Consider the following 21,059-nt stretch of genomic DNA (forward strand, 5'->3'; position numbering starts at 1 on the left):
AACTATAACTTCTATAAACAAAGATTATAGCCAATGGATACTCGACTGCTCACCTATTTCCATGCTCTTGCTGAAGCGGGTAATTTTACCAAAGCCGCAGAAAAGCTTCATATTGCTCAACCCGCACTCAGCGTTGCGATTAAGAAATTAGAACAGCAGCTTGAACTCGACTTATTTCATCGTAACGAGCGAAAAATTACTCTAACTCATGAAGGTGAAGTGTTACTGCAACACGCAAAGATCATTCTTCAGCAGTTAAAAGATGCCAATATTGCCATGGCAGAGCTACGAGGATTAGAAAAAGGAGAAGTTCGTTTAGGTGTACCGAGTATGCTGGGATCTTACTTTTTCCCTCAAATCTTAATGGGGTTTAAAAGCCGTTATCCAAACTTAAAGTTGACCATGGTCGAGGCTGGTACTCAATCAATTCGAAAAATGTTGGTAGATGGTGAACTCGATCTTGGGGTTATTATCAATGAAAATGTGCCCGACTCTCTTAATGTTGAACATCTACTCACTTCACAAATGGTGGCCGTTGTTAGCCCAGAGCACCCTTTCGCTCGACAGAAGCAGGTTAATTTTGATGATTTTTTTCAACAAGAGATGGTGATGTTTAAAACCGGATATTTCCACCGTGAATTTATTGATCGAGTATGTAGCGACTATCAACTTGAGCCAAAGATCTCATTTGAGACCAATTTATTACCGATGATCTTAAACATCGTTCGTCATGATTTTGCTGTATCGGCCTTACTAGAGCTTGTAACAGAGCATGAATCTGGAGTGACTGCGGTACCTTTTGCTACACCGGTTTATCTTGATATCGCAATGGCTTGGCGTAAAACAGGCTATCTTTCACTCGCCGAAAGAACTTTTATGGACTTTGTTAAACAACATTGTCAAAAATAAGAATTAATTTCATTTACATCACAATACGTTAGCAGTCATAAGCAACAATTTTATTATCTTGTTAGTTTTTTATAACAATTGGCGAGAATAATAACCTTAATTTTATATTTACAGCTCATTTTTGAAGTCTTTTCATGTCTGTAGCACTAATTTAACATCACAAAATAATTTCTGTCTCAGATCATAACTTTTGCAGATAGGTATCGTTACAGGCAATTTTTTTCGCTACATTGCCCAATACATAATTTGTAAAATTTTTGCATTATTGGTTCACAATATTGCTTTTTTTGTTTGTAACAGTGGTTTAAATGAGGACATTCCCATGTTGGAATTATTGATTGGTCTGGCAATCACCATTGCCGTAGGCTATTTCATTGTGAAGGGATACAAAGCAGCTGGTGTGCTATTAACTGCCGGTATTTCACTGCTTATTATTGCAGGTATATTAGGTCACACTATCCTACCAGCAAAGGTAACATCAACAGGTAATCTATTTACCGATTCTCTTGAGTATGTGAAATACATGCTTCAATACCGTGGGGGCGGCCTAGGCTTACAGATCATGTTGCTATGTGGTTTTGCAAGCTATATGACTCACATTGGTGCCAACAACGTCGTTGTAAAACAATTTTCTAAACCACTGTCGTTTATCAAATCACCTTACATCTTATTAGTTGCGGCATACATTGTTGCCTGTCTAATGTCTCTTGCGGTAAGTTCTGCAACAGGTCTTGGTGTGCTATTAATGGCGACCCTATTCCCAATGATGACAGCAATGGGTATTTCTCGCCCTGCGGCGGCAGCTGTGTGTGCTTCACCAGCGGCAATCATTTTATCGCCAACATCTGGTGACGTTGTCGTTGCAGCTGAAAAATCGGGTCTACCTCTGCATGTATTTGCGGTAGAAACCGTTCTTCCTGTCTCTATCTGTGCCATCATCGTTATGGCAGTAGCTGCATTTTTCTGGAACAAGTATCTGGATAAGAAAAACAACACCCCAATGGAGAAAGTAGACATTTCTCATATGGAAGTGAAGGCACCAAGCTACTACGCTATCTTACCTTTCCTACCAATCATCGGTGTTTTTGTTTTCAACGGTGAAACTATCCCTGGCTTAAAACTAGATATCTACACTATCGTTGTTTTATCCATCACCATCGGTGCTTTAGTCGATTATGCGACAAACCGTTTAGATGGAAAGCTAACTTTAGAAAATCTTGAATCGTGCTACGGCGGTATGGGTGATGCGTTTAAAGGCGTGGTAATGCTATTAGTTGCCGCAGGTGTGTTTGCTCAAGGTCTAATGTCAGTCGGTGCTATCGATAACCTACTGCATCTTGCAGACGAAGCGGGCGCTGGCGGTGTTGCTCTAATGCTACTTCTAACAGCATTAACAGTTGCAGCAGCAATTGCAACCGGTTCAGGTAATGCACCATTCTACGCGTTTGTAGAGCTTGCACCACAGCTAGCAGGTAAGCTAGGTCTAAGCCCTGCCTTCCTAATTATCCCAATGCTACAAGCGTCTAACTTAGGTCGTACTATTTCACCAGTATCTGGTGTTATCGTTGCAACATCAGGTATGGCACAAATCAGCCCATTTGATGTGGTTAAGCGTACTGTTGTTCCGGTTATCGCAGGTCTAATTACTGTTATCGTCGGTACTATGGTTCTGGTACCTATGTACGCTTAAGTTTTAGTTTAAAACCAAAGCAAATCATTAACCCCATGGTGTTTCGCATCATGGGGTTTTGTTTATCTGAAAATACAAAAAGATACATCCAATAATTTGAAAAGGTAAATGCTAGGATAACGTTCGAATAATAGATAAACAGAGATCGAGTAATCGGATAGGCAAGTAGATAATAGACATATAGAAAAAAAGCCACCCAGAACAAACTGGATGGCTTAATTTGGCTCCTCCTGCTGGACTTGAACCAGCGACATACGGATTAACAGTCCGCCGTTCTACCGACTGAACTAAGGAGGAATAATAATGGTGGTGGGGGAAGGATTCGAACCTTCGAAGGCAGTGCCGGCAGATTTACAGTCTGCTCCCTTTGGCCACTCGGGAACCCCACCAAATTTTTGGCTAAAGCTCGGTAAAACCCAACTTTAAAATAAGTGGCGGAGAGATAGGGATTTGAACCCTAGATACGCTACAAACGTATGCCGGTTTTCAAGACCGGTGCTTTCAACCACTCAGCCATCTCTCCGCAAGTGCGATGAATAATATAGAAGAGCTGACCTGTTGTAAAGTATCTTTTTATTTAACTGCGCATCATATAACCAGTTAAACCAATAATTTAGCTATTTTTATCACACGATAAGAAACTGATTGATTTGCGATCGGACTATTGATGATGATTCAAACAAACCCTGCGTTTATTATTGGCAGGGTTTTATGCTTGAAACTAAAAATAGCGTTTATCTATTTGGGTTATTGGGTTAATACCAAAGCTCGTGCCACCTTGTAGCTATCAACAAAAGAAGAAATTGGCAAAAACTCAAAAGCACTGTGAAAATTATGTGCTCCGGTAAAGAAGTTTGGCGTAAACAACCCTTTGACAGATAACGCCGACCCATCGGTACCGCCTCGCATTGCAATTGTTTTAGCAGGAATATCTAACTGCTCAAGCACCAGATACAAACGCGTTAAAGCTTGGGTATTCTCCCCCATCGCTTGAGCAATATTGCTATACACATCTTGAATATCCAACTCAATCACTGCCTTAGGGTGTTTGATCTGCAAAAAATCGACCAACGACATAAGGTAAGATTTACGCTGCTCATAGTTCATTAAATCAAAATCACGAATAGCAACCATCGCAGATGCACTATTTTGATTACCCATAATATCTGTAACCCAAAAGTACCCTTCTCGTTCAGCGGTTTGCTCAGGCTTACCCATATCATTAAGCAGGGAGATAAAATCAGCCACAACTAAGTTAGGGTTCACTAAAACATTCTTCGCACTCATAGGGTGAGCGGTGATCCCATCAACCGTAAGTTTTGCACTACCAGCATTAAAGGTCTCATAAATAACCTCCCCCCGTTCACAACAATCTATGGTGTAACATAAATCAACCGGGAACAGGGCCAAATCTAACTGTTTCGCGCCACGTAAACCAATTTCCTCATCGGGAACAAAAGCAAAATAGATATCACCATGCACTGCTGTTTGTTGAGAAAGCTCTTGGGCTAGCGTCATCAAAATTGCAATTGCAGACTTATTATCCGCCCCCAAAACACTGGTACCATCAGAAAAAAGAATATCTTGCTGACGGTACTTCGCCAACTCTGGGTGAGAAGCTTCACTGATATGGATACCTAGAGCTTCATTGAGACAAAGTGGCTCACCTGCGTAATGTAGAACTTGCGGCTTAATCTCAGCACTTAGCCCCACATCAACCGTATCTAAATGTGCGACAAAACCTATCTTAGGTAACGATGCTTCTCCCGGTATTCGAGCAATCAAAATACTATTAGGTAATAATTCAGCATCGTGATACCCCATATCTATAAGCTCAGACTGAAGCAATATCGCTAACTCGCGCTGTCCTTCTGATGATGGAACGGCTAAATTACTGGCATCAGATTGGCTACTCACTGCCACATAGCGAGTGAAATTATTGATTAATGTTTGTTGAATATTCATTTGTCCCACCCACTTATCCATAGGTATAACCGCTATTAAAGCCAAGAGGAATGTCCAGTCCCCAGAATAGATACAGCATGGCCGTTAAGGTAACCAATAAACCAATTGAATACGGCACCATCATCGACACTAAGGTTCCGATCCCCGATTGACTAGAATAACGCTGCATATAAGAAATAATTAGAGGATAAAACGCAAACATTGGCGTGCTGACGTTTACGGCACTGTCTGAAATACGAAATGCCGCTTGTGTTAGCTCTGGTGATAAGCCCACAGCCATCAACATAGGCACTAATACTGGCGCTAAAATGGCCCATTTAGAAGAAGCAGAGGTAATGATCAGGTTTAGACAAGCGGTTAGCAAAATCACACCTAGAATCGTCACTTGACCCGGTAAGTTGATGGCTTTTAATGCTTCGGCCCCTGATAGAGCAATTAAACTGCCAATGTTTGATTTACCAAAGCAATATAAGAATTGAGCACAAAAGAAAGCAAAAACAATAAAAGAAATCAGTGATGCAGTAATATTCTCCATTGATTTAGTGACATCTTTAGCACTTTGAAAACGCTGACTCACAAAACCATAAACCAAGCCAGGTAAAGCAAAAAAGACCAATAGCAGAGGAACAATCACTTGCATTGCAGGAGCTTGAGGACTGGTTAATGACCCATCAGGTGCTCTAAATAGTGAGTTTTCAGGCACCATCAAGGCAACCACCACCGCCACTAAAGCCAACATTGAATAGTTAGCTACCTTAAATGCTTTTGTCTCTTTAGCCGTTAATGTTTCGCTACTTTCATCTTGTTGAGCAACATCAATCGGCATCGATTTTTTTAATCTTGGCTCTACAATTTTATCGGTCACATACCAACAACAACCGATCACGGCAAAAGTTGATGCAAACGAATAAAAGAAATTACACAGCACGTTCACCGAATAAGTTGGATCTAACACCCTAGCCCCAGTTTCAGTAAAGCCAGCAAGGATAGGATCAATAATCGATGGAGTGTAAGATGCGGTAAAACCACCAGCAAGGCCAGCAAACCCAGCCGCAATACCCGCTAAAGGATGTTTACCTGTTTTATAAAAGATATAAGCAGATACTGGCATTAGAATGACATAAGCCGAATCAGAAGCTACGTGGGCTAAAATGCCAATAAAAATAACCGAAGGAGTCACCACCGATAAAGGAACAAAAGAAAGCAGCTTTTTCAGTGCAGTAGAGATATAGCCAGAGCCTTCAGCAATACCTATGCCTAACGTAGCAACAATAACGATACCCAGAGGAGGAAAATTAACAAAGTTTTTCACCATTGAAGTAAAAAGAGCCATCAGCTCAGAAGAAGTAAAAAGATTAATCACTTCAATCGGTTGCTTTGTTAAGGGGTGAATATAATCAAAGGTAAACCAAGACAAAACAGCAGAAAGTCCAATACACAACAGGGTTGCCATAAAAAACAACATTGTTATGTCGGGAATTTTATTGCCTATCGCCTCTATATTATCAAGCCAACTTCGCTTACTCGGTTTTAAAACATCAACATCCATTGTCATAGCGCTATCCTAATTAATTGCAGAGATAGCTTCATTATCTTTTTAGTTCAAAAATAGACAATGCAAAATAGAGTGACTAAAACACCAGAATTCTGTTTATTTTTCGAACCGTTTCAACAAGAAAGATACAACTAAAAAACATTATACAAGGTGGGAATATTCACAGAATACCGAGCATTTGATAGTGGAATGGTATTATGCTAATGATTTTATATGAAGACAGATAGAAAAAAAGCCACCCAGAACAAACTGGATGGCTTAATTTGGCTCCTCCTGCTGGACTTGAACCAGCGACATACGGATTAACAGTCCGCCGTTCTACCGACTGAACTAAGGAGGAATAATAATGGTGGTGGGGGAAGGATTCGAACCTTCGAAGGCAGTGCCGGCAGATTTACAGTCTGCTCCCTTTGGCCACTCGGGAACCCCACCCAAATTATTAATGGTGCCGACTACCGGAGTCGAACTGGTGACCTACTGATTACAAGTCAGTTGCTCTACCTACTGAGCTAAGTCGGCACATATCTTTTACTTAAGCTCGGAAAATCCAAACTTAAAGAATAAATGGCGGAGGGATAGGGATTTGAACCCTAGATACGCTACAAACGTATGCCGGTTTTCAAGACCGGTGCTTTCAACCACTCAGCCATCCCTCCGCAGATGCAGCGAATAATATAGAACTGTTTTTACCTTGTAAACCCCAAAAATAACCGTTTGAGCAACAAATACTCTAGTTTTGAGGAACTGATCTAAAATAAGGCAAAAATAGCTGATATTTCTTTTACTTATCAGTAACCGCTAGCAATTTATAGGCAATTACATAGAGCTGCTCTTGGTCTGGATAAATCTCTTTGATCAGATCCTTTAGATTTTGCAGTTCCATAAACTCTTGTTGAGCATGAAATTCATTAATTTCCTCAAACAAAATAGGTTCAACCGACTCAATTTCGATTTCACAAAACTTTTTATTGGTTTCTAAGGTAAAGACCTCAACTTGACTACCAGGTAGATAGTAACTTTCAGATTCATCGCGAATCGTAATGGTTTTATTGCCAGAAACAATCAATGGCGCTAACCATTCAAAGAACGTAATTTTAGTTGGAACCTGGGACATGCTTTTAACCCTTAGTCATACACTCTCCTTCGATATACAGCGAATAGCAAAAAAGCACAATAGAGAGATGTCACAATTTACAGTTATAGTCGAAACGTTACATTTTATCTTTCTATACCAATATCTAATTTAGAGTAACTAAGTATCTAAATCCTCCCTTTATTGATAAGTAGAATCTCGCTCCATGAAGTTACTTGAGTATATAATCGACAGCTCAACTCATTAAAGGATTAACCATGGACAGCAAGCAGCGTATGCACTCTCAGCAAGTGTATTTTTGTGATGATAGCGAACTCGTTAAAGAGCAACTCATTTGTTTAGAACGACTGTACGACTTTAATCACTCACGTCCATCACACATCGAGCAACGACAAGCTTTAATGAAAGAGATGTTTGCCTCTGTCGGTAAAGATTGTTATATCGAACCGCCATTACACGCTAACTGGGGTAAACATACTCATTTGGGCGACAGTGTTTATGCTAATTTCAATCTGACATTGGTTGATGATACTCATATTTATATCGGTAACCATGTGATGATCGGCCCAAATGTCACTATTGCCACCGCAGGCCACCCTATTACACCAGAACTACGTAAACAGGTTTCTCAGTTTAATATTCCGGTGCATATTAAAGATAATGTCTGGTTGGGTGCTCATTGTGTTGTCTTACCTGGGGTCACTATTGGTGAAAACAGTGTCATCGGTGCTGGCAGTATTGTGACGAAAGACATTCCAGCTAATGTTGTTGCGGTTGGAAACCCTTGTAAAGTATTGCGCCCAATTAATGAGCGCGACCGTGAATTTTATTATCAAAACCGACGCTTTGATGATGAAGTATTGGCTGCAATTTAATTAATCGCCAAGCATCGACTGTTCTAGCTGCTGCTTAAGCTTAGTTAACTGCTCATAGGCAGCTGGATCGCCTTGGTAAAAATCATAGGGTTTATCGTGTAACGCACAAACAGTACCAACAACCTGATCACCATAAAAAAGTGGAAAACCTAGATACGTTCCTAAACCAAACTTCACCCAATCTTCATTACCTTGCCACTGAGGATCGATACTTGCGTCCATAACCAATAACTCTTGTTGCGTATTAACGACTTGTTCGCAATAAAGCTTATGACAACCGGCTTGTACACTTTTGGGACCTCGGTCTCCTGCTTTATAAACAGGCTGATCATTGGCAAATATCACTTCCATTGTCTCGGGATGTGATTGCATCACTAAAATCGAGTGAATCCCAGATTGTTGAGCAAGCAAGTTAAGAGTTTTGACCCAACGTAATTGATCTTCTTGTAATTTAGTAAACACCATTTTCTCGTCCTTTTTTCGGTATTGTTGTATCAGACCTCAAAGAGAAAAAATAACTTTCACGATTTGAAATATTTTTTTGAAAGATACGGTCAACTAATTTATGACTTTCTAATATTAAATATCGTCATGATAAAGGACTGGATATGGCTACAATTAGATAACCCTTTAATATTATTTTTCTCAATTATCTTTATTTCATATATTTGGGAAGATGCTGCACTATTTTTAGCTGCTGGGTTATATCTTCAAGATGAACTATCTTTTTCAACTGCTTATTTATCGATATTTATTGGTTTAATGAGCGGGGATTACTGTGTTTATTTACTGGGACGAGCCGCAAAGCATCATCGTAGTTTATATCGTTATATTTCAAGTAAACCATATTGGCAGAAAATACAATCGTTGTGCTCAACTAAAAGCTATCAAACTATTTTCATTGCACGTTGTTTACCAGGATTTAGAACAATTACTTATATGGTATTAGGTTATATTCAACTACCACATAATCTTATGATTAAAGGATTAATTTTTAGTGGAGCAATTTGGATTAGCGCGATATTCGCATTAGCTTATATTTTTAAACAATTAGTACTTGACCACCCTAACCTTGCCACACTTCTACTTGGCATATTCTTACTTATCACCCTGAGTTTAATTTATTTATTAAAAAAACCATTAGAGAAAAAACGGCCTTATAATGAAAATATTATTCAAAAACAAATCAATCTCTTGGTTTGAGTTCTTACCTTCATGGGTGATGTATTTACCCGTTGCAGTCTATTGCCTTTATCTCTCCATTCGTTATAAACATTGGGCACTACCTTTGATTGCAAACCCAGGTATTGCGCTTAGTGGTATGGTTGGTGAAGAAAAATCAGCCGTTTTTAAGCAACTTGGTACAAAAGGAAAAGCCAAGGTAGAACCTTATATTGTCTGTATTAAGCAAATAGATTCGAAGTTGGACCATTATTTAGCCCAACTAGAAAGTGCCCATTTATCTTTTCCTGTGGTCGCGAAACCCGATATTGGTTGTCGAGGTGCAGGTGTTAAGTTAATTGATTCACCAGAACAATTACACGCATATATAAATAACTATCCGAATCATCAACAATTTTTACTGCAAAAGAAAGTCGATTGGCCTCATGAAGCAGGTATTTTCTATGTCCGTTTTCCAAACCATGAGTCAGGTTTTATTCTTTCGATTACCTTGAAAATATTACCCAAAATTATCGGAGATGGGATCAATTCTATTCAACAACTGATAGAACAAGATCCGCGAGCACAACATCTAACCCACCTTTATTTTCCTACCTTATCACAACGCTTACCGGAGATTTTACCTAAAGGCGAGATTCTGGAACTGGTTTTTACCGGTAATCATTGTCGAGGGGCCATATTCAAAGACGGCAATCAATTTATTACCGATCAATTAAATTCAGCAATGAATGAAATTTTATTGGATATGGACGGTTTCTATTATGGCAGGCTCGATATTAAATTTAAGGATTTAGACAGTCTGCAAAAAGGAGAAAACTTTTCCATCTTAGAAATAAATGGAGCAAGTAGTGAAGCTGCTCATATTTGGGATAGTAATGGAACCTTCTTCTCTGCCATAAAAGTGCTTTGTCAGCAGTATAAAATTTTATATCAGATTGGTGATTTACACAGAAGAAATGGGTATCCACTTCCCTCGTTAAAACATTTATTAATTGCATGGAAAAAAGAAAGGGCCTTAGTTCAGGATTACCAACAACTGTATTAATTAAAAGGAATAACCATGAAAAAACTATTACTTATCTTTAGCTTATTGTTTTCTTTTTCTAGCTATGCGGCAGATCCAATCTATACCAAAATTTTCAGTAGTAAAGCTGTCGATGGTTACGATGTTGTTTCGTATTTTACTGAGGGCAAACCCACTAAAGGCGATCAGCAATTTCATACAGAATATCAAGGAGCAACATGGTTATTTAGTTCCAAAGAGAATCTAGCATTATTTAAACAAGATCCAATCAAATACGCACCTCAATATGGTGGTTATTGTGCATGGGCAGTTGGCGCGGATAATTCTCTTGCTCCGGGCAATCCTAAGTATTGGAAAATCGTTGATGGAAAGCTCTATCTTAACTACGACAAAAGCGTGCAAGAAACTTGGCTTACTGATGTACCCGGATTTATCACCAAAGCTAACCACAACTGGCCTGCATTGATTAAGTAACGGAAGGTATCAGATGACAGAGCTTCAACCTTTTTCTTTACCTAAAAAAACACCGCTGGGTCTTTTTGAACGATCAATGGAACATTTAACAGGGTTATCTCAACTTCAAGCGCTTTATGAGCAACGCCCTCAAGCATTATCTTCGGCTGAATTCTTACGCTATACCTTGCGTAGCCTGAATGTTCGTAGTCGCTATTTACGTAAAGACTTTGCGCAACTACCAAAAACGGGCCCTGTCGTTATTGTTGCTAACCATCCTCTAGGGGGATTAGAAGGTGTCATTCTAGCCTCTCTTATTTTGGCTCATCGACCGGATCTTAAACTCTTTGCCAATGAACTTTTGTATTCTATCCCTGAATTGCGCGATATCTTTATTCCTGTCGATGTCTTTTCAACAACCAAAGCAAAAATGACCAACAGCAATGCGTTAAATGAAGGTCGAGAGCATCTCAAAAATGGAGGGGTATTATTAGTATTTCCTGCAGGAGCTGTTTCGACACAACAAGCAGATAATATTATTGATGACCTACCATGGCGACACAGTGCAGCCAAATTGGCAATAGAAACGGGCGCAATCGTCTGTCCTGTTTATATTCAAGGACAAAACAGCCGAGCTTTCTATCGTGCAAAAAAGATTCATTCACTATTAGGTACCTGTATGTTAGGCCGTGAGCTGCTCAATAAGTCAGGTACTTGTTTAGGCGTGGCTGTTGGTGATTTGGTTAAGCCAGCAACCCTATATCACTATAAAACCATACCGCAAGTAACAGCTTACTTACGTATGCTCACATACAGTTTAGAACAATCAATAAAACCGAGACCTGAAACATTAGCGAACACTTACTCAAACACTATCTCTTTGCCTATCGATTCACGTAAACTGCTTGTTGATATTGAACATTTACCAGAAGAAGCCAAACTGATCAGTCAGGGCGGAATGAGTGCTTATATTGCCAATGTACAACAAATACCTAACCTGATTTTAGAAATTGGTCGATTGCGAGAAAGTGTTTTTCGTGCTGTTGGCGAAGGTACAGGACAAAGTATTGATACGGATCAGTTCGATAAAACCTATCTCCATCTTTTTGTCTGGGATCATAAAGACAATAAGTTAGTAGGGGCTTACCGTTTAGGCTTAGTTGATAAAATCTTGCATCAAGGGAATCTTGCCGCACTTTATACATACAGTTTATTTCGCTACGACAATACTCTATTAAAACAATTTGGCCCAAGTATTGAGTTAGGGCGCTCTATTATTGCGAAAAAATACCAACGCTCACCCACCGCTTTAGCTTTATTATGGCGGGGAATCTGTACGTTTATTAGTAGAAACCCTAAATACACCCATTTGTTTGGCCCTGTCACCATCAGTAATCGTTACTCTAAGGTTAGCCAACAAATGATGGGTGAAGTGTTAAGTCGAGAGTTTGGCGATACCGCTTTAAGTCGATGTGTTCAGCCAAGAAGTCCGTTTCAATCTCAACATTACACATGGTTTAATGACTCTATCCATAATTTAAAACAACTCGACCATTTTATTTCGCAACAAGAAAATGAAGCTTCTGGTATTCCAGTGTTATTACGGCAATACCTAAATATTGGCGGCAAAGTGATTGCCTTTAATGTGGATCACGATTTTCAAGATGCTCTGGATGGATTACTAGTGGTAGATCTGCGAGATGTGAGTCAGCGTCAACTGGCTAAATATATGGGAACTCATGCTGCCACTTCTTATCTTTCTTATCATAAAGCACATAATGATACCTATAACAGATAAAATGAGAGCAATTTATCGTTTTTAATCATCAATCATCGTATGCTAGTTATATTATTTCTTTACCATGGAAGGCATACGATGATCTCATCGACAGAAATTTACTACTGTCCTTGCTGCAAGCACGATACGCCACATATCGTTGTATTAGTTCGCAAAGAAAGCCCCTTTAAAAATGATAAGCATCAAAAGCGTAAAGAGTTTCTTTCAGGCTTGCTGCAAGGTATGTTGTTTGGTGCTTTTATGTCTTCGATGGATCAATTTTCTCGCCATATCATTTGTAGTGAATGTGGGAGAAAGTTTATTGAAGATTAATGTGCGTTATATAAATACCAGTCTAACGTATTATTAGGCTGGTATTTATCGAACTATTTATTCTTCAAACGTAATATCTTTTTTACTAAGCGAGAGTAGCGGCGCAATACATTTAGTAAACTCCTTTAATTGATGCTGTGGGATCTCCCCTACTTCCTGACTACTTCCATCAGTCATACTAAAGTTATCAACCTTTACCTGACCTTTATTCACATCCAAATTGATCTCAAGACGATAACTATCACTTGGTAATTTACTCGCACATTGGGTAATTGATTCCATTTTTACACCCGTTGTATGGGCATGACTGATCACTGGAGCGAATAAAAATAATAGAGCGAGATATTGTTTCATTTTGAATCCCTTTTTATAAAAAATACATGTTTACTTGGTATGTCAGCAGTACCGCTTGGACTCAATGTATGCCATTCACACAACACTTTGCAATAATTATTTATTGTTTTTCGATAATTTTTTGCCGAAAAATATAATGGTAAATTGATCAGAATGCGTTAATTTTAAATAATTCAAAGGATTAAGATGAGCGAGTGATATGTGTGTATTAGTGCTTTTTCTTTTGGCTGGTAAGAAGTGTTATTGGCTTGAATTTATATATTTTGAGGAACGGTGAGTAATTTGGTATTTATCAGTTGTAGTGGGGAAATTTGGTATGTTTTATAAAATTTGAAGGTGGAAATCGACTTATAATCTAAGCACACTTCTGCCCCATTATGCGTTAGACCTTTTACTCATTCATATTGTGTTAACGTGGTTTTGGATTAGTTTTATTATCTGTATATATGAACAGTTATAATGAAATATGGTGATTTTATCGCTTGAGTTCCGTTTTTAATAAGAAATATTTCTTGTTAAAAACAGAAGTAAAATCATAACCAAGTGAAAATTAAACGATTTAATATTTCAGTTTGTATTTAATAAGACTGATTAAATACATTTCTTACTTATCACATCCTCTCATTGAGCGTCAGGCGTGAAAAATTGTTATCAACTTCATGATATATAAAGATTATATCTAGTATGATAAAGGTTTTTTATGCGTGTATTTTTGCGCGAAAGTAAGAATGCTTATTAATATACTGTTAGCCCTAAAGGAGAATTAAATGAATTTGGCAAAAGTAGCTGGTAATTTTATTAGAAGAAGTGGTAGTGATGTCAGTGTATATGGCGATGAAACTTTAGACGGTTCTCCTCTGCTTACTGAACGTGCTTTAAAGAACTCGAAAAAAGGGACGGGTCAGGTAGTGTTCCAATTTCTAGAGCCTCAAAATATTGAGATTGGACACATTATTGTTCAGACAGGAGCTAGAGACCGCTGGGAAGTTACAGAGGTAGAGGATGTTTTAGTTCAAGGCACTTTTTCACATTTCGCTGCTTATGTAGAAAAGTTGGGTGTAAAGAAACCTGAAACTAATAGTAGCTCTGTGCAGAATATTACATATAACGTAAGTGGTCCTAATGCTCGTGTTAATAATCATTCCGTCGACAACTCAACAAATATGAGTGTTCAGGCAAATACCGATCTTGAATCTCTATTTGCACAACTAAGAGAGGAAATTCGGTCACAAAATGTTGAACCTAGTGTCATCAATGAAGCTCTTGAGGTTGTAGATGTAATTGAGGTTCAATCTAAGCAAGCAAAACCTAACAAAACCATTCTAGGCTCGATGCTAAATGGTCTCACAAGCTTACTTCCGCATGCGGGTAGTCTAGCTAGTATCGGTTCAATGATATTAGCGGCTACATCAGGCTAGGGCTAACAAAGCATTTAAGAGTGATTCCCAACGCTTGGCATTTTTCATTCCATCGTTGGGTTTTGTGTTTACGGTGGTATGGTTGGGTTTCGTGGTAGCGTTGCTCACACCTTAATGCGGCGTTAGCTAGTAAGGGAGAATATGAAATACTTTGGTATATTTGCAACAGTAATTTATATCACTTTTGTAAGTTGGCTGTTAAGAGACAAATTATTAGAATTAGATAGCTTACCTCTAAATGAAATAGGAGATTTTTGTGCTGGTGTGTTCGGCCCAATTACATTTTTTTGGATGATTCTTGGGTTTATCATGCAAACACAAGAACTTAAGCACAGTACAAGATCATTGGAACTTCAAGCTGAAGAGCTATCTAGATCTGTAGAGCAACAAAAAGAAATGGTTCGGTTGGCGAAAGATCAAGTTGACAGAGAGATGCAACAAGCTGCAAATTTAAGAGAGAAGCAGTTGAGAGCAGCACAAATTAGGATTGAGTTTTTAGGTAACTCTGGTTTCGGAAATTGTGGTGGGGAAGTAGAGTATAGCTTTCAACTCCGTAATTCAGGTTCTAGTGTAACATCAGTTTCTATAAGAACTTTAGATAGCTCTAGTTACAGTATTTCGCCAACTGGTTTATATTCGTGGGATTCTGGTGTAACAAGTAACTTTAAGTTGAAATTTGTAAATACAGGGCAGTTTCCTCGTTCAGCCAAGTTTGAAATAGAATATACAGACGCTTTACACGAGAAATCAAAAAAAATATTCATTATCACTGCTGATAAATGTGGGAACCACGCTTTGGCTATTCGTGAAATTACTAGCTAACAAATAAGGATATGTGTCGCGAAGCCGACACCTATCCAAAGTGTTGGACAAGCCCAAGCCTCCTTATATAAGTAAATATTGGAAATATCATCAAAGCTGATGACGAGTATTACCCTTACTTTTACTAATAGTAGTTAGCCTAAATAGAGCAAATAATCTAAGCGGTTTCTGTCCAAAAACGTTTCAAACCTAACACTTATCTTTTGTGATAACCAAACAACCATATCAAACCACAGCTATCACGATATGGGTATTTTTATAAACTTACACCTTCATTAAGGGACGATATCAGAACATTACTCATCTTAATGACAACTCAAGTCTCCAACCCACTCTCAACCATTTCCCAAGAGAAATTGATGTTTTACAGCGCAAACGTGGTAAAATCCCTCCCCTTTTTATAAAGATCAAATTCAACAGCTAGGGTTGCACTACACTAAAAGGCAAATGTGAGCTTGCCAACGTGACCTGAGCTTGTGGCAACGACCACACTAACGACAAGAAAGTAACTGTAAGCAAATGAATTTAACCAAGATTAACGAATACCCAAAATACTGGGCAGAGTGTTATGGTACGGCACCTTTCCTACCAACAACTCGTAAAGAAATGGACGAGCTTGGCTGGGATAGCTGCGATATTATCATTGTTACTGGTGATGCTTATGTCGATCACCCAAGCTTTGGTATGGCTATAATTGGTCGTCTGCTTGAGTCTCAAGGCTTCCGTGTCGGTATTATTCCGCAGCCAAAATGGGACAACAAAGACGCCTTTATGGAGCTGGGTAAACCCAACCTATTCTTTGGTGTAACGGCTGGTAACATGGACTCCATGATCAACCGCTATACTGCCGACCGTAAATTACGTCACGATGATGCTTATACCCCTAACAATGAAGGTGGTAAGCGTCCTGACCGTGCTGTATTGGTCTACTCTCAACGCTGCCGTGAAGCTTATAAAGAAGCACCTATTGTATTAGGTGGTATCGAAGCAAGTTTACGCCGTTTAGCTCACTACGATTATTGGTCAGACAAAGTTCGTCGCTCAGTACTGATGGATGCTAAGGCCGATATTCTGCTGTTTGGTAATGCTGAACGTGCTCTTGTTGAAGTAGCGCACCGCATTGCAAACGGCGAAAACGTCAAAGAGATGATCAATATTCCGGGCACTGCGGTAATGCTTAAAGAGCTACCAGAAGGCTTTAGCGAAATTGACTCTAGTCGTATTGAAAAACCAGGCCGCCCAATGGTGATGCCAAATCCATATGCGACAGAAGAGACGTGTGCCAATAACAAAGCAGAACAACAAGAGACTCCAGCTCAAGTTGTTACTGTGCAGCCATCTCGTCACGATTCAAAGCATACTGCGGTTCGTCTGCCTTCGTACGAAAAGCTACAAAATGACCGTATTTTATATGCGCACGCAAGCCGTGTAATGCATTTAGAGACGAACCCATATTCAGGCCGTGCATTAATTCAAAAACACGCAGACCGTGAGCTATGGGTAAACCGCTCCCCTACACCATTAACGACTGAAGAGATGGATTTTGTGTTTGGCCTGCCTTACGCACGTATTCCTCATCCTCGTTATGGCAAAGCAAAAATTCCTGCGTATGACATGATTAAAACCTCAGTCAATATCATGCGTGGTTGCTTTGGCGGTTGTTCATTCTGTTCGATTACCGAGCACGAAGGTCGTATCATTCAAAACCGCTCAAAAGAGTCAATCTTAAATGAGCTAGAAGAGATCCGAGATAAAGTACCGGGCTTTACAGGTACCATTTCAGACTTAGGTGGTCCAACCGCGAACATGTACCGCTTAGGCTGTTCTGATCCTAGGGCAGAAGCGAACTGTCGTCGTCCATCGTGTATCTTCCCTGAGATCTGTAAGAAGCTAAATACCGACCATAAACATACTATCGATCTTTATCGTCAGGCTCGTAACCTAAAAGGCATTAAGAAGATCTTAATTGCTTCTGGTGTTCGTTATGACCTTGCGGTGGAATCTCCAGAATATGTACGCGAATTAGTCACTCATCACGTTGGCGGTTACTTAAAGATTGCCCCAGAGCACACCGAGAAAGGTACGCTTGATCTGATGATGAAGCCAGGCATGGGTACTTACTATCGCTTTAAAGAGATGTTTGAGAAATACAGTAAAGAAGCAGGGAAAAAGCAGTACCTGATCCCTTACTTTATCTCAGCACACCCCGGCTCAACCGATGACGATATGTTAAACCTTGCGCTGTGGCTAAAAGAAAATAACTTTGAATGCGATCAGGTTCAGAACTTCTACCCATCGCCAATGTGTAACGCTACAACCATGTATCACTCAGAGACCAACCCTCTGAAAAAAGTGAAATATAAAGGCCGAGATGATCTGTTTGTTGCCAAAGGTGAACGTCAGCGTCGTCTACATAAAGCCCTGCTTCGTTATCATGATCCAGCCAACTGGGCCCTGATCCGTCAGGCTTTGGTGAGCATGGGTAAGAAGCACTTAATTGGTAACCGACCTGGTTGTCTAGTTCCACCAGAAGGTGCTGAAGAGAGCGTAACAACCTTGGCTCAAAAACGTGGTTCTGGTCGACATGCAGCGAAACGTTTTGCCACCAAACACCCTAATCAGCCAGATATTCGCAAAGATGGTAAACGCGGAAATGGCGGTAATGGTGCTAACAACGGCAACGGCAACGGCAACGGCAACGGCAACAATAACCGCTCAGGTCAATGGGATAACCAAAACCGTAATGGCCGCCCAAATAATGGTAATAATAAGCCAGCGGGTAATCGCAACGGTAATAAACCAGCTCAAGGCCAAGGCCGTAATAAACCTGCTGGACAAAAACCGACCAGCAAATTTAGCGGTAAGCCAAAAAACAAACGATAGTATAAAACTCGTTACATAAATAAATTTATAGCGCTGAACAATTTCTTTTGTCAGCGCTATTTTTTTACATAACCTTTAAGCTTTTTGCTCAATTTTCAGTAGAATAGCGATAACGCCAATCGATCCATGGGTTTATTAAAAAGGATTACTCACTCTATGGTAAAACGTACGTTATTACTGCTTTCTTTTGCGCCTTTGGCCATGCCAACTTATGCCGCTGACGAGCTATCTGCTTTTGATTCTTGCTTATTAGATGCGGTAAAAAACCAAAGTGGCAAACTGACTGTTGATGCAATAAGAAAGCGTTGCCAAGAGAGTATCGAGCAAACACCAGCACCAACAAATATTGTTAGTAACCGTATTGAAAATGAGCGAAATACGGCATTTAACCCTTTTGTGATCACCCCTCACCGGATGAACTATATTCTTCCAGTAACTTATACCGATCATATTAATAAAGGTGCGTATGATAAAACCGATTGGGCTGGGCATCTAAAAAATACCGAAGCAAAATTCCAGATTAGCTTTAAAGTCCCACTCAACTACGATGATATGTTTATTGATGGTGACGGTTTATTTTTCGCATTCACAATGAAATCTTACTGGCAGGTTTATGCTGGAGACATATCGCGCCCATTTAGAGAAACCAACTATCGTCCTGAGTTGTTCTATTTTGCTCCGACACCTTGGCAACCGCTAGGTGGTAAAACATGGATGACATTCGGTATTGAGCATCAATCTAATGGCCGAAGCCAAGTTCTGTCTCGTAGTTGGAACCGCATCTATACCAACTTCATTTATGAAAAAGACAACTTCGCTCTGTCATTCCAACCTTGGTATCGCTTACCAGAAGATGATAAACGTTACCCAGGCGATCCTGAAGGTGATGATAACCCAGATATTGCTGATTACATGGGGCATTTTGAACTGACAACAGTCTATAAATGGGATGATTATGAATTTAGCTTTTTGGGACGACAGAATTTTAGTACCCACAAAGGCTATGGCGAATTTGGTGTGACATTCCCACTATGGGGGCGTTTACGTGGCTACGCTCAATATACGACGGGTTATGGCGATAGCATGATTGATTACAATATTAACCAAAATCGTATTGGTTTAGGTGTGGCTTTAACCGATTTATTGTAACAGTTCCATAGTCATAAGAGTGACAACGCCAAGGGTTAAAATACTCACAAGACCAATAACAACTTTTTTCTGTCCATTTGCATCAAGGTACTTAATTGCAAAAATGGCCAAACCAATGAGCATTATAATTACGACGGCTTTAAACATACATCCCTCCTGGAAATTCTGTTTATATTCCTAAGTATATACCGAAGTGATGTTAAGAGGCAGGATTCAGAGCACGATTCGGGATGATAGTTTCATCACAGTAAAACAGCCGTAATAAGGCCAAATCGTAGAAATAACGCAAAATAGCGCCAAACCGTGGCGCTATTTCTATTTAAGTTGGCAATACTGAGCGATTATTGCTCAAACATTTTAATATCTTTTAGCTGAGGGATCAGTTGTTGTAGCTGATTCTCTTCTTTAGCAAGCCCTTCAACTGAAGTACAAAGCTGGTTTGACTGAGCTGCCATTTCTTTACTGTGCTTTTGTACTTGCTCTGAAATATTGGTTTTTAACTCACTAAATTTGCTTTGCATTTCAGTTAAGTTAATTTCACCATTTTTCATTTCATTAGAGAGTGCAGCAAATAACCCGGCCATAGACTCAACACTCAATTGCTTCATCGCTTGTTCAAACTCGGTTTGCCACTGAGTATCCATGTTTTCAAACGTATTCGCTGGCATCACAAACTCGCCCTTCTCATTATAGAATTTGGCTTTTGCTTGTTCACCATACTGCTTAATCAGGGTCTGAACTTTCGCAAATGATTCCTCAGAACCTAACGATTTAGACACTTGATCCATCACATCAGATGCGAGCGCCATTCCAGTATCGGCCATACCAGCCATTTGAGGGAGAAACTCTTGAACCCCATTACTGTAGGCGGCAACTGCTTGCTGCTGCATCGCATTTAAATCTAATTTTTTGCCATCAATAAATACGTTGTTATTTTCATCTATGACAAGCTTAGGTTTACCCGCCTCATAAACAGAGACTTTCCCGTCGTTTACATGAATATCGTTAGGAACAGAAACAGGACAACTTTGCGCCCATACAGAACTTGAAGAGAGAAGAAGTCCTGCTAATACCACTTTTTTCATTACTATCTCTTATTGTTGTATTTTATGAATATTCAGCAATTAGACAGTGTTTTTCTGGTTTAATTCAACTCAAAATTGCATCGAATCTGATATGCTTTTATATAGAACCGACTAAACCAACTCAATAAAAAAGAGGTAATAATGAAATTTACTACGTTATTATTTAGCTCACTAGTACTGATAACATCTTTTGCTGCATCTGCCGATATTAAGATTTCTGGTGACGGTTTTGAGTTTAGCAAAGACTGCATAAAATTAAATTCCGATAATATCTCGATCAAATCCGATGATTGTTACGATCATCCCGGCAATAAAGATAAAAATCACTCCAATCGCAGTATTCATGGTGATGATAACCCAGGCAAAGGCCACGACAAAGATCATCATAAACCAGAGAAAGAGCCTAGAGGAAAGAATAAATAATATAACTTAGCCTAACAGGTTGATTTCTTGCTTTCTTTTATTCAACATGTCGCAATGGTTTTAAAAATT

General features: G+C 39.4%; 20 protein-coding genes and 7 tRNA genes. 13 read left to right on the forward strand and 14 right to left on the reverse strand.

Going from position 1 to position 21,059, the window contains the following annotated elements:
• Positions 1-33: 33 nt before the first annotated feature.
• A complete protein-coding gene (locus WAX86_RS09360; protein ID WP_044175947.1) occupies positions 34-909 on the forward strand; it encodes a LysR family transcriptional regulator in 876 nt (291 codons plus the stop codon).
• Positions 910-1,231: 322 nt separating this feature from the next.
• Entirely contained in the window at positions 1,232-2,599 is a 1,368-nt protein-coding gene (dcuC, locus tag WAX86_RS09365; RefSeq protein WP_065172297.1) for an anaerobic C4-dicarboxylate transporter DcuC, read from the forward strand.
• Between the two features lie 221 nt (positions 2,600-2,820).
• Here dcuC and WAX86_RS09370 read toward each other — a convergent pair.
• The 10 genes from WAX86_RS09370 to yqfB all read right to left on the reverse strand — a co-directional run bounded on the left by WAX86_RS09370 (position 2,821) and on the right by yqfB (position 7,233).
• Positions 2,821-2,896: transfer RNA gene (locus tag WAX86_RS09370), tRNA-Asn, on the reverse strand.
• A gap of 7 nt (positions 2,897-2,903) precedes the next feature.
• Positions 2,904-2,988: transfer RNA gene (locus tag WAX86_RS09375), tRNA-Tyr, on the reverse strand.
• A gap of 43 nt (positions 2,989-3,031) precedes the next feature.
• A tRNA-Ser gene (locus tag WAX86_RS09380) sits at positions 3,032-3,122 on the reverse strand.
• A gap of 224 nt (positions 3,123-3,346) precedes the next feature.
• Entirely contained in the window at positions 3,347-4,564 is a 1,218-nt protein-coding gene (gene pepT, locus WAX86_RS09385) for a peptidase T (RefSeq protein ID WP_341488697.1), read from the reverse strand.
• Positions 4,565-4,577: 13 nt separating this feature from the next.
• Positions 4,578-6,119: an AbgT family transporter gene (locus WAX86_RS09390; RefSeq protein ID WP_106223176.1), complete on the reverse strand. Its 1,542-nt coding sequence runs from the start codon at positions 6,117-6,119 to the stop codon at positions 4,578-4,580.
• A 264-nt stretch (positions 6,120-6,383) separates the two neighbouring features.
• A tRNA-Asn gene (locus tag WAX86_RS09395) sits at positions 6,384-6,459 on the reverse strand.
• 7 nt (positions 6,460-6,466) lie between these two features.
• Positions 6,467-6,551: transfer RNA gene (locus WAX86_RS09400), tRNA-Tyr, on the reverse strand.
• Positions 6,552-6,562: 11 nt separating this feature from the next.
• Positions 6,563-6,638, reverse strand: a tRNA-Thr gene (locus WAX86_RS09405).
• 46 nt (positions 6,639-6,684) lie between these two features.
• Positions 6,685-6,775, reverse strand: a tRNA-Ser gene (locus WAX86_RS09410).
• A 125-nt stretch (positions 6,776-6,900) separates the two neighbouring features.
• Positions 6,901-7,233: a N(4)-acetylcytidine aminohydrolase gene (gene yqfB / locus WAX86_RS09415; protein ID WP_036763561.1), complete on the reverse strand. Its 333-nt coding sequence runs from the start codon at positions 7,231-7,233 to the stop codon at positions 6,901-6,903.
• A 236-nt stretch (positions 7,234-7,469) separates the two neighbouring features.
• On the opposite strand from yqfB, the gene WAX86_RS09420 reads away from it, so the two are divergent.
• Complete coding sequence (locus WAX86_RS09420) at positions 7,470-8,087, forward strand: sugar O-acetyltransferase (RefSeq protein WP_005298661.1); 618 nt, start codon at positions 7,470-7,472, stop codon at positions 8,085-8,087.
• Here WAX86_RS09420 and WAX86_RS09425 read toward each other — a convergent pair whose 3' ends face one another.
• Entirely contained in the window at positions 8,088-8,552 is a 465-nt protein-coding gene (locus WAX86_RS09425; protein WP_237031519.1) for a GAF domain-containing protein, read from the reverse strand.
• Between the two features lie 126 nt (positions 8,553-8,678).
• On the opposite strand from WAX86_RS09425, the gene WAX86_RS09430 reads away from it, so the two are divergent.
• The 5 genes from WAX86_RS09430 to WAX86_RS09450 all read left to right on the forward strand — a co-directional run bounded on the left by WAX86_RS09430 (position 8,679) and on the right by WAX86_RS09450 (position 12,856).
• Positions 8,679-9,290 (forward strand): VTT domain-containing protein, encoded by a 612-nt coding sequence (locus WAX86_RS09430; RefSeq protein ID WP_341488698.1) that lies wholly within the window; start codon positions 8,679-8,681, stop codon positions 9,288-9,290.
• A complete protein-coding gene (locus WAX86_RS09435; RefSeq protein ID WP_341488699.1) occupies positions 9,250-10,314 on the forward strand; it encodes a D-alanine--D-alanine ligase in 1,065 nt (354 codons plus the stop codon). The genes WAX86_RS09430 and WAX86_RS09435 overlap by 41 nt, the downstream gene beginning before the upstream one ends.
• A gap of 15 nt (positions 10,315-10,329) precedes the next feature.
• On the forward strand, positions 10,330-10,767 hold the full coding sequence (locus WAX86_RS09440; protein WP_341488700.1) for a YHS domain-containing (seleno)protein: 438 nt from the start codon (positions 10,330-10,332) through the stop codon (positions 10,765-10,767).
• 13 nt (positions 10,768-10,780) lie between these two features.
• Entirely contained in the window at positions 10,781-12,544 is a 1,764-nt protein-coding gene (locus WAX86_RS09445; protein ID WP_341488701.1) for a lysophospholipid acyltransferase family protein, read from the forward strand.
• A 78-nt stretch (positions 12,545-12,622) separates the two neighbouring features.
• Positions 12,623-12,856 (forward strand): hypothetical protein, encoded by a 234-nt coding sequence (locus tag WAX86_RS09450; RefSeq protein WP_036763545.1) that lies wholly within the window; start codon positions 12,623-12,625, stop codon positions 12,854-12,856.
• A gap of 57 nt (positions 12,857-12,913) precedes the next feature.
• On the opposite strand, the gene WAX86_RS09455 is transcribed toward WAX86_RS09450, so the two are convergent.
• On the reverse strand, positions 12,914-13,210 hold the full coding sequence (locus WAX86_RS09455) for a hypothetical protein (RefSeq protein WP_106142828.1): 297 nt from the start codon (positions 13,208-13,210) through the stop codon (positions 12,914-12,916).
• 767 nt (positions 13,211-13,977) lie between these two features.
• On the opposite strand from WAX86_RS09455, the gene WAX86_RS09460 reads away from it, so the two are divergent.
• The 4 genes from WAX86_RS09460 (at position 13,978) to WAX86_RS09475 (ending at position 19,482) form a co-directional block, all read left to right on the forward strand.
• The gene (locus WAX86_RS09460) at positions 13,978-14,628 is read left to right on the forward strand and encodes a hypothetical protein (RefSeq protein WP_341488702.1); all 651 of its coding nucleotides are present in this window, start codon (positions 13,978-13,980) and stop codon (positions 14,626-14,628) included.
• Positions 14,629-14,769: 141 nt separating this feature from the next.
• Positions 14,770-15,450, forward strand: coding sequence for a hypothetical protein (locus tag WAX86_RS09465; protein WP_341488703.1), 681 nt, complete (start codon positions 14,770-14,772; stop codon positions 15,448-15,450).
• Positions 15,451-15,969: 519 nt separating this feature from the next.
• Positions 15,970-18,333 (forward strand): YgiQ family radical SAM protein, encoded by a 2,364-nt coding sequence (locus WAX86_RS09470; protein WP_341488704.1) that lies wholly within the window; start codon positions 15,970-15,972, stop codon positions 18,331-18,333.
• 156 nt (positions 18,334-18,489) lie between these two features.
• Positions 18,490-19,482, forward strand: a complete 993-nt coding sequence (locus WAX86_RS09475; RefSeq protein WP_112162802.1) for a phospholipase A — start codon at positions 18,490-18,492, stop codon at positions 19,480-19,482.
• Here the strand turns inward: WAX86_RS09475 and WAX86_RS09480 are convergent.
• A complete protein-coding gene (locus WAX86_RS09480; RefSeq protein WP_153274601.1) occupies positions 19,474-19,629 on the reverse strand; it encodes a hypothetical protein in 156 nt (51 codons plus the stop codon). The genes WAX86_RS09475 and WAX86_RS09480 overlap by 9 nt on opposite strands.
• A gap of 194 nt (positions 19,630-19,823) precedes the next feature.
• The gene (locus tag WAX86_RS09485) at positions 19,824-20,567 is read right to left on the reverse strand and encodes a YggN family protein (RefSeq protein WP_106338767.1); all 744 of its coding nucleotides are present in this window, start codon (positions 20,565-20,567) and stop codon (positions 19,824-19,826) included.
• 141 nt (positions 20,568-20,708) lie between these two features.
• On the opposite strand from WAX86_RS09485, the gene WAX86_RS09490 reads away from it, so the two are divergent.
• A complete protein-coding gene (locus WAX86_RS09490) occupies positions 20,709-20,990 on the forward strand; it encodes a CG2 omega domain protein (protein ID WP_148110001.1) in 282 nt (93 codons plus the stop codon).
• Positions 20,991-21,059 lie beyond the last annotated feature (69 nt).

The organism is Photobacterium damselae subsp. damselae (assembly GCF_038086725.1).
Lineage (GTDB): Bacteria > Pseudomonadota > Gammaproteobacteria > Enterobacterales > Vibrionaceae > Photobacterium > Photobacterium damselae.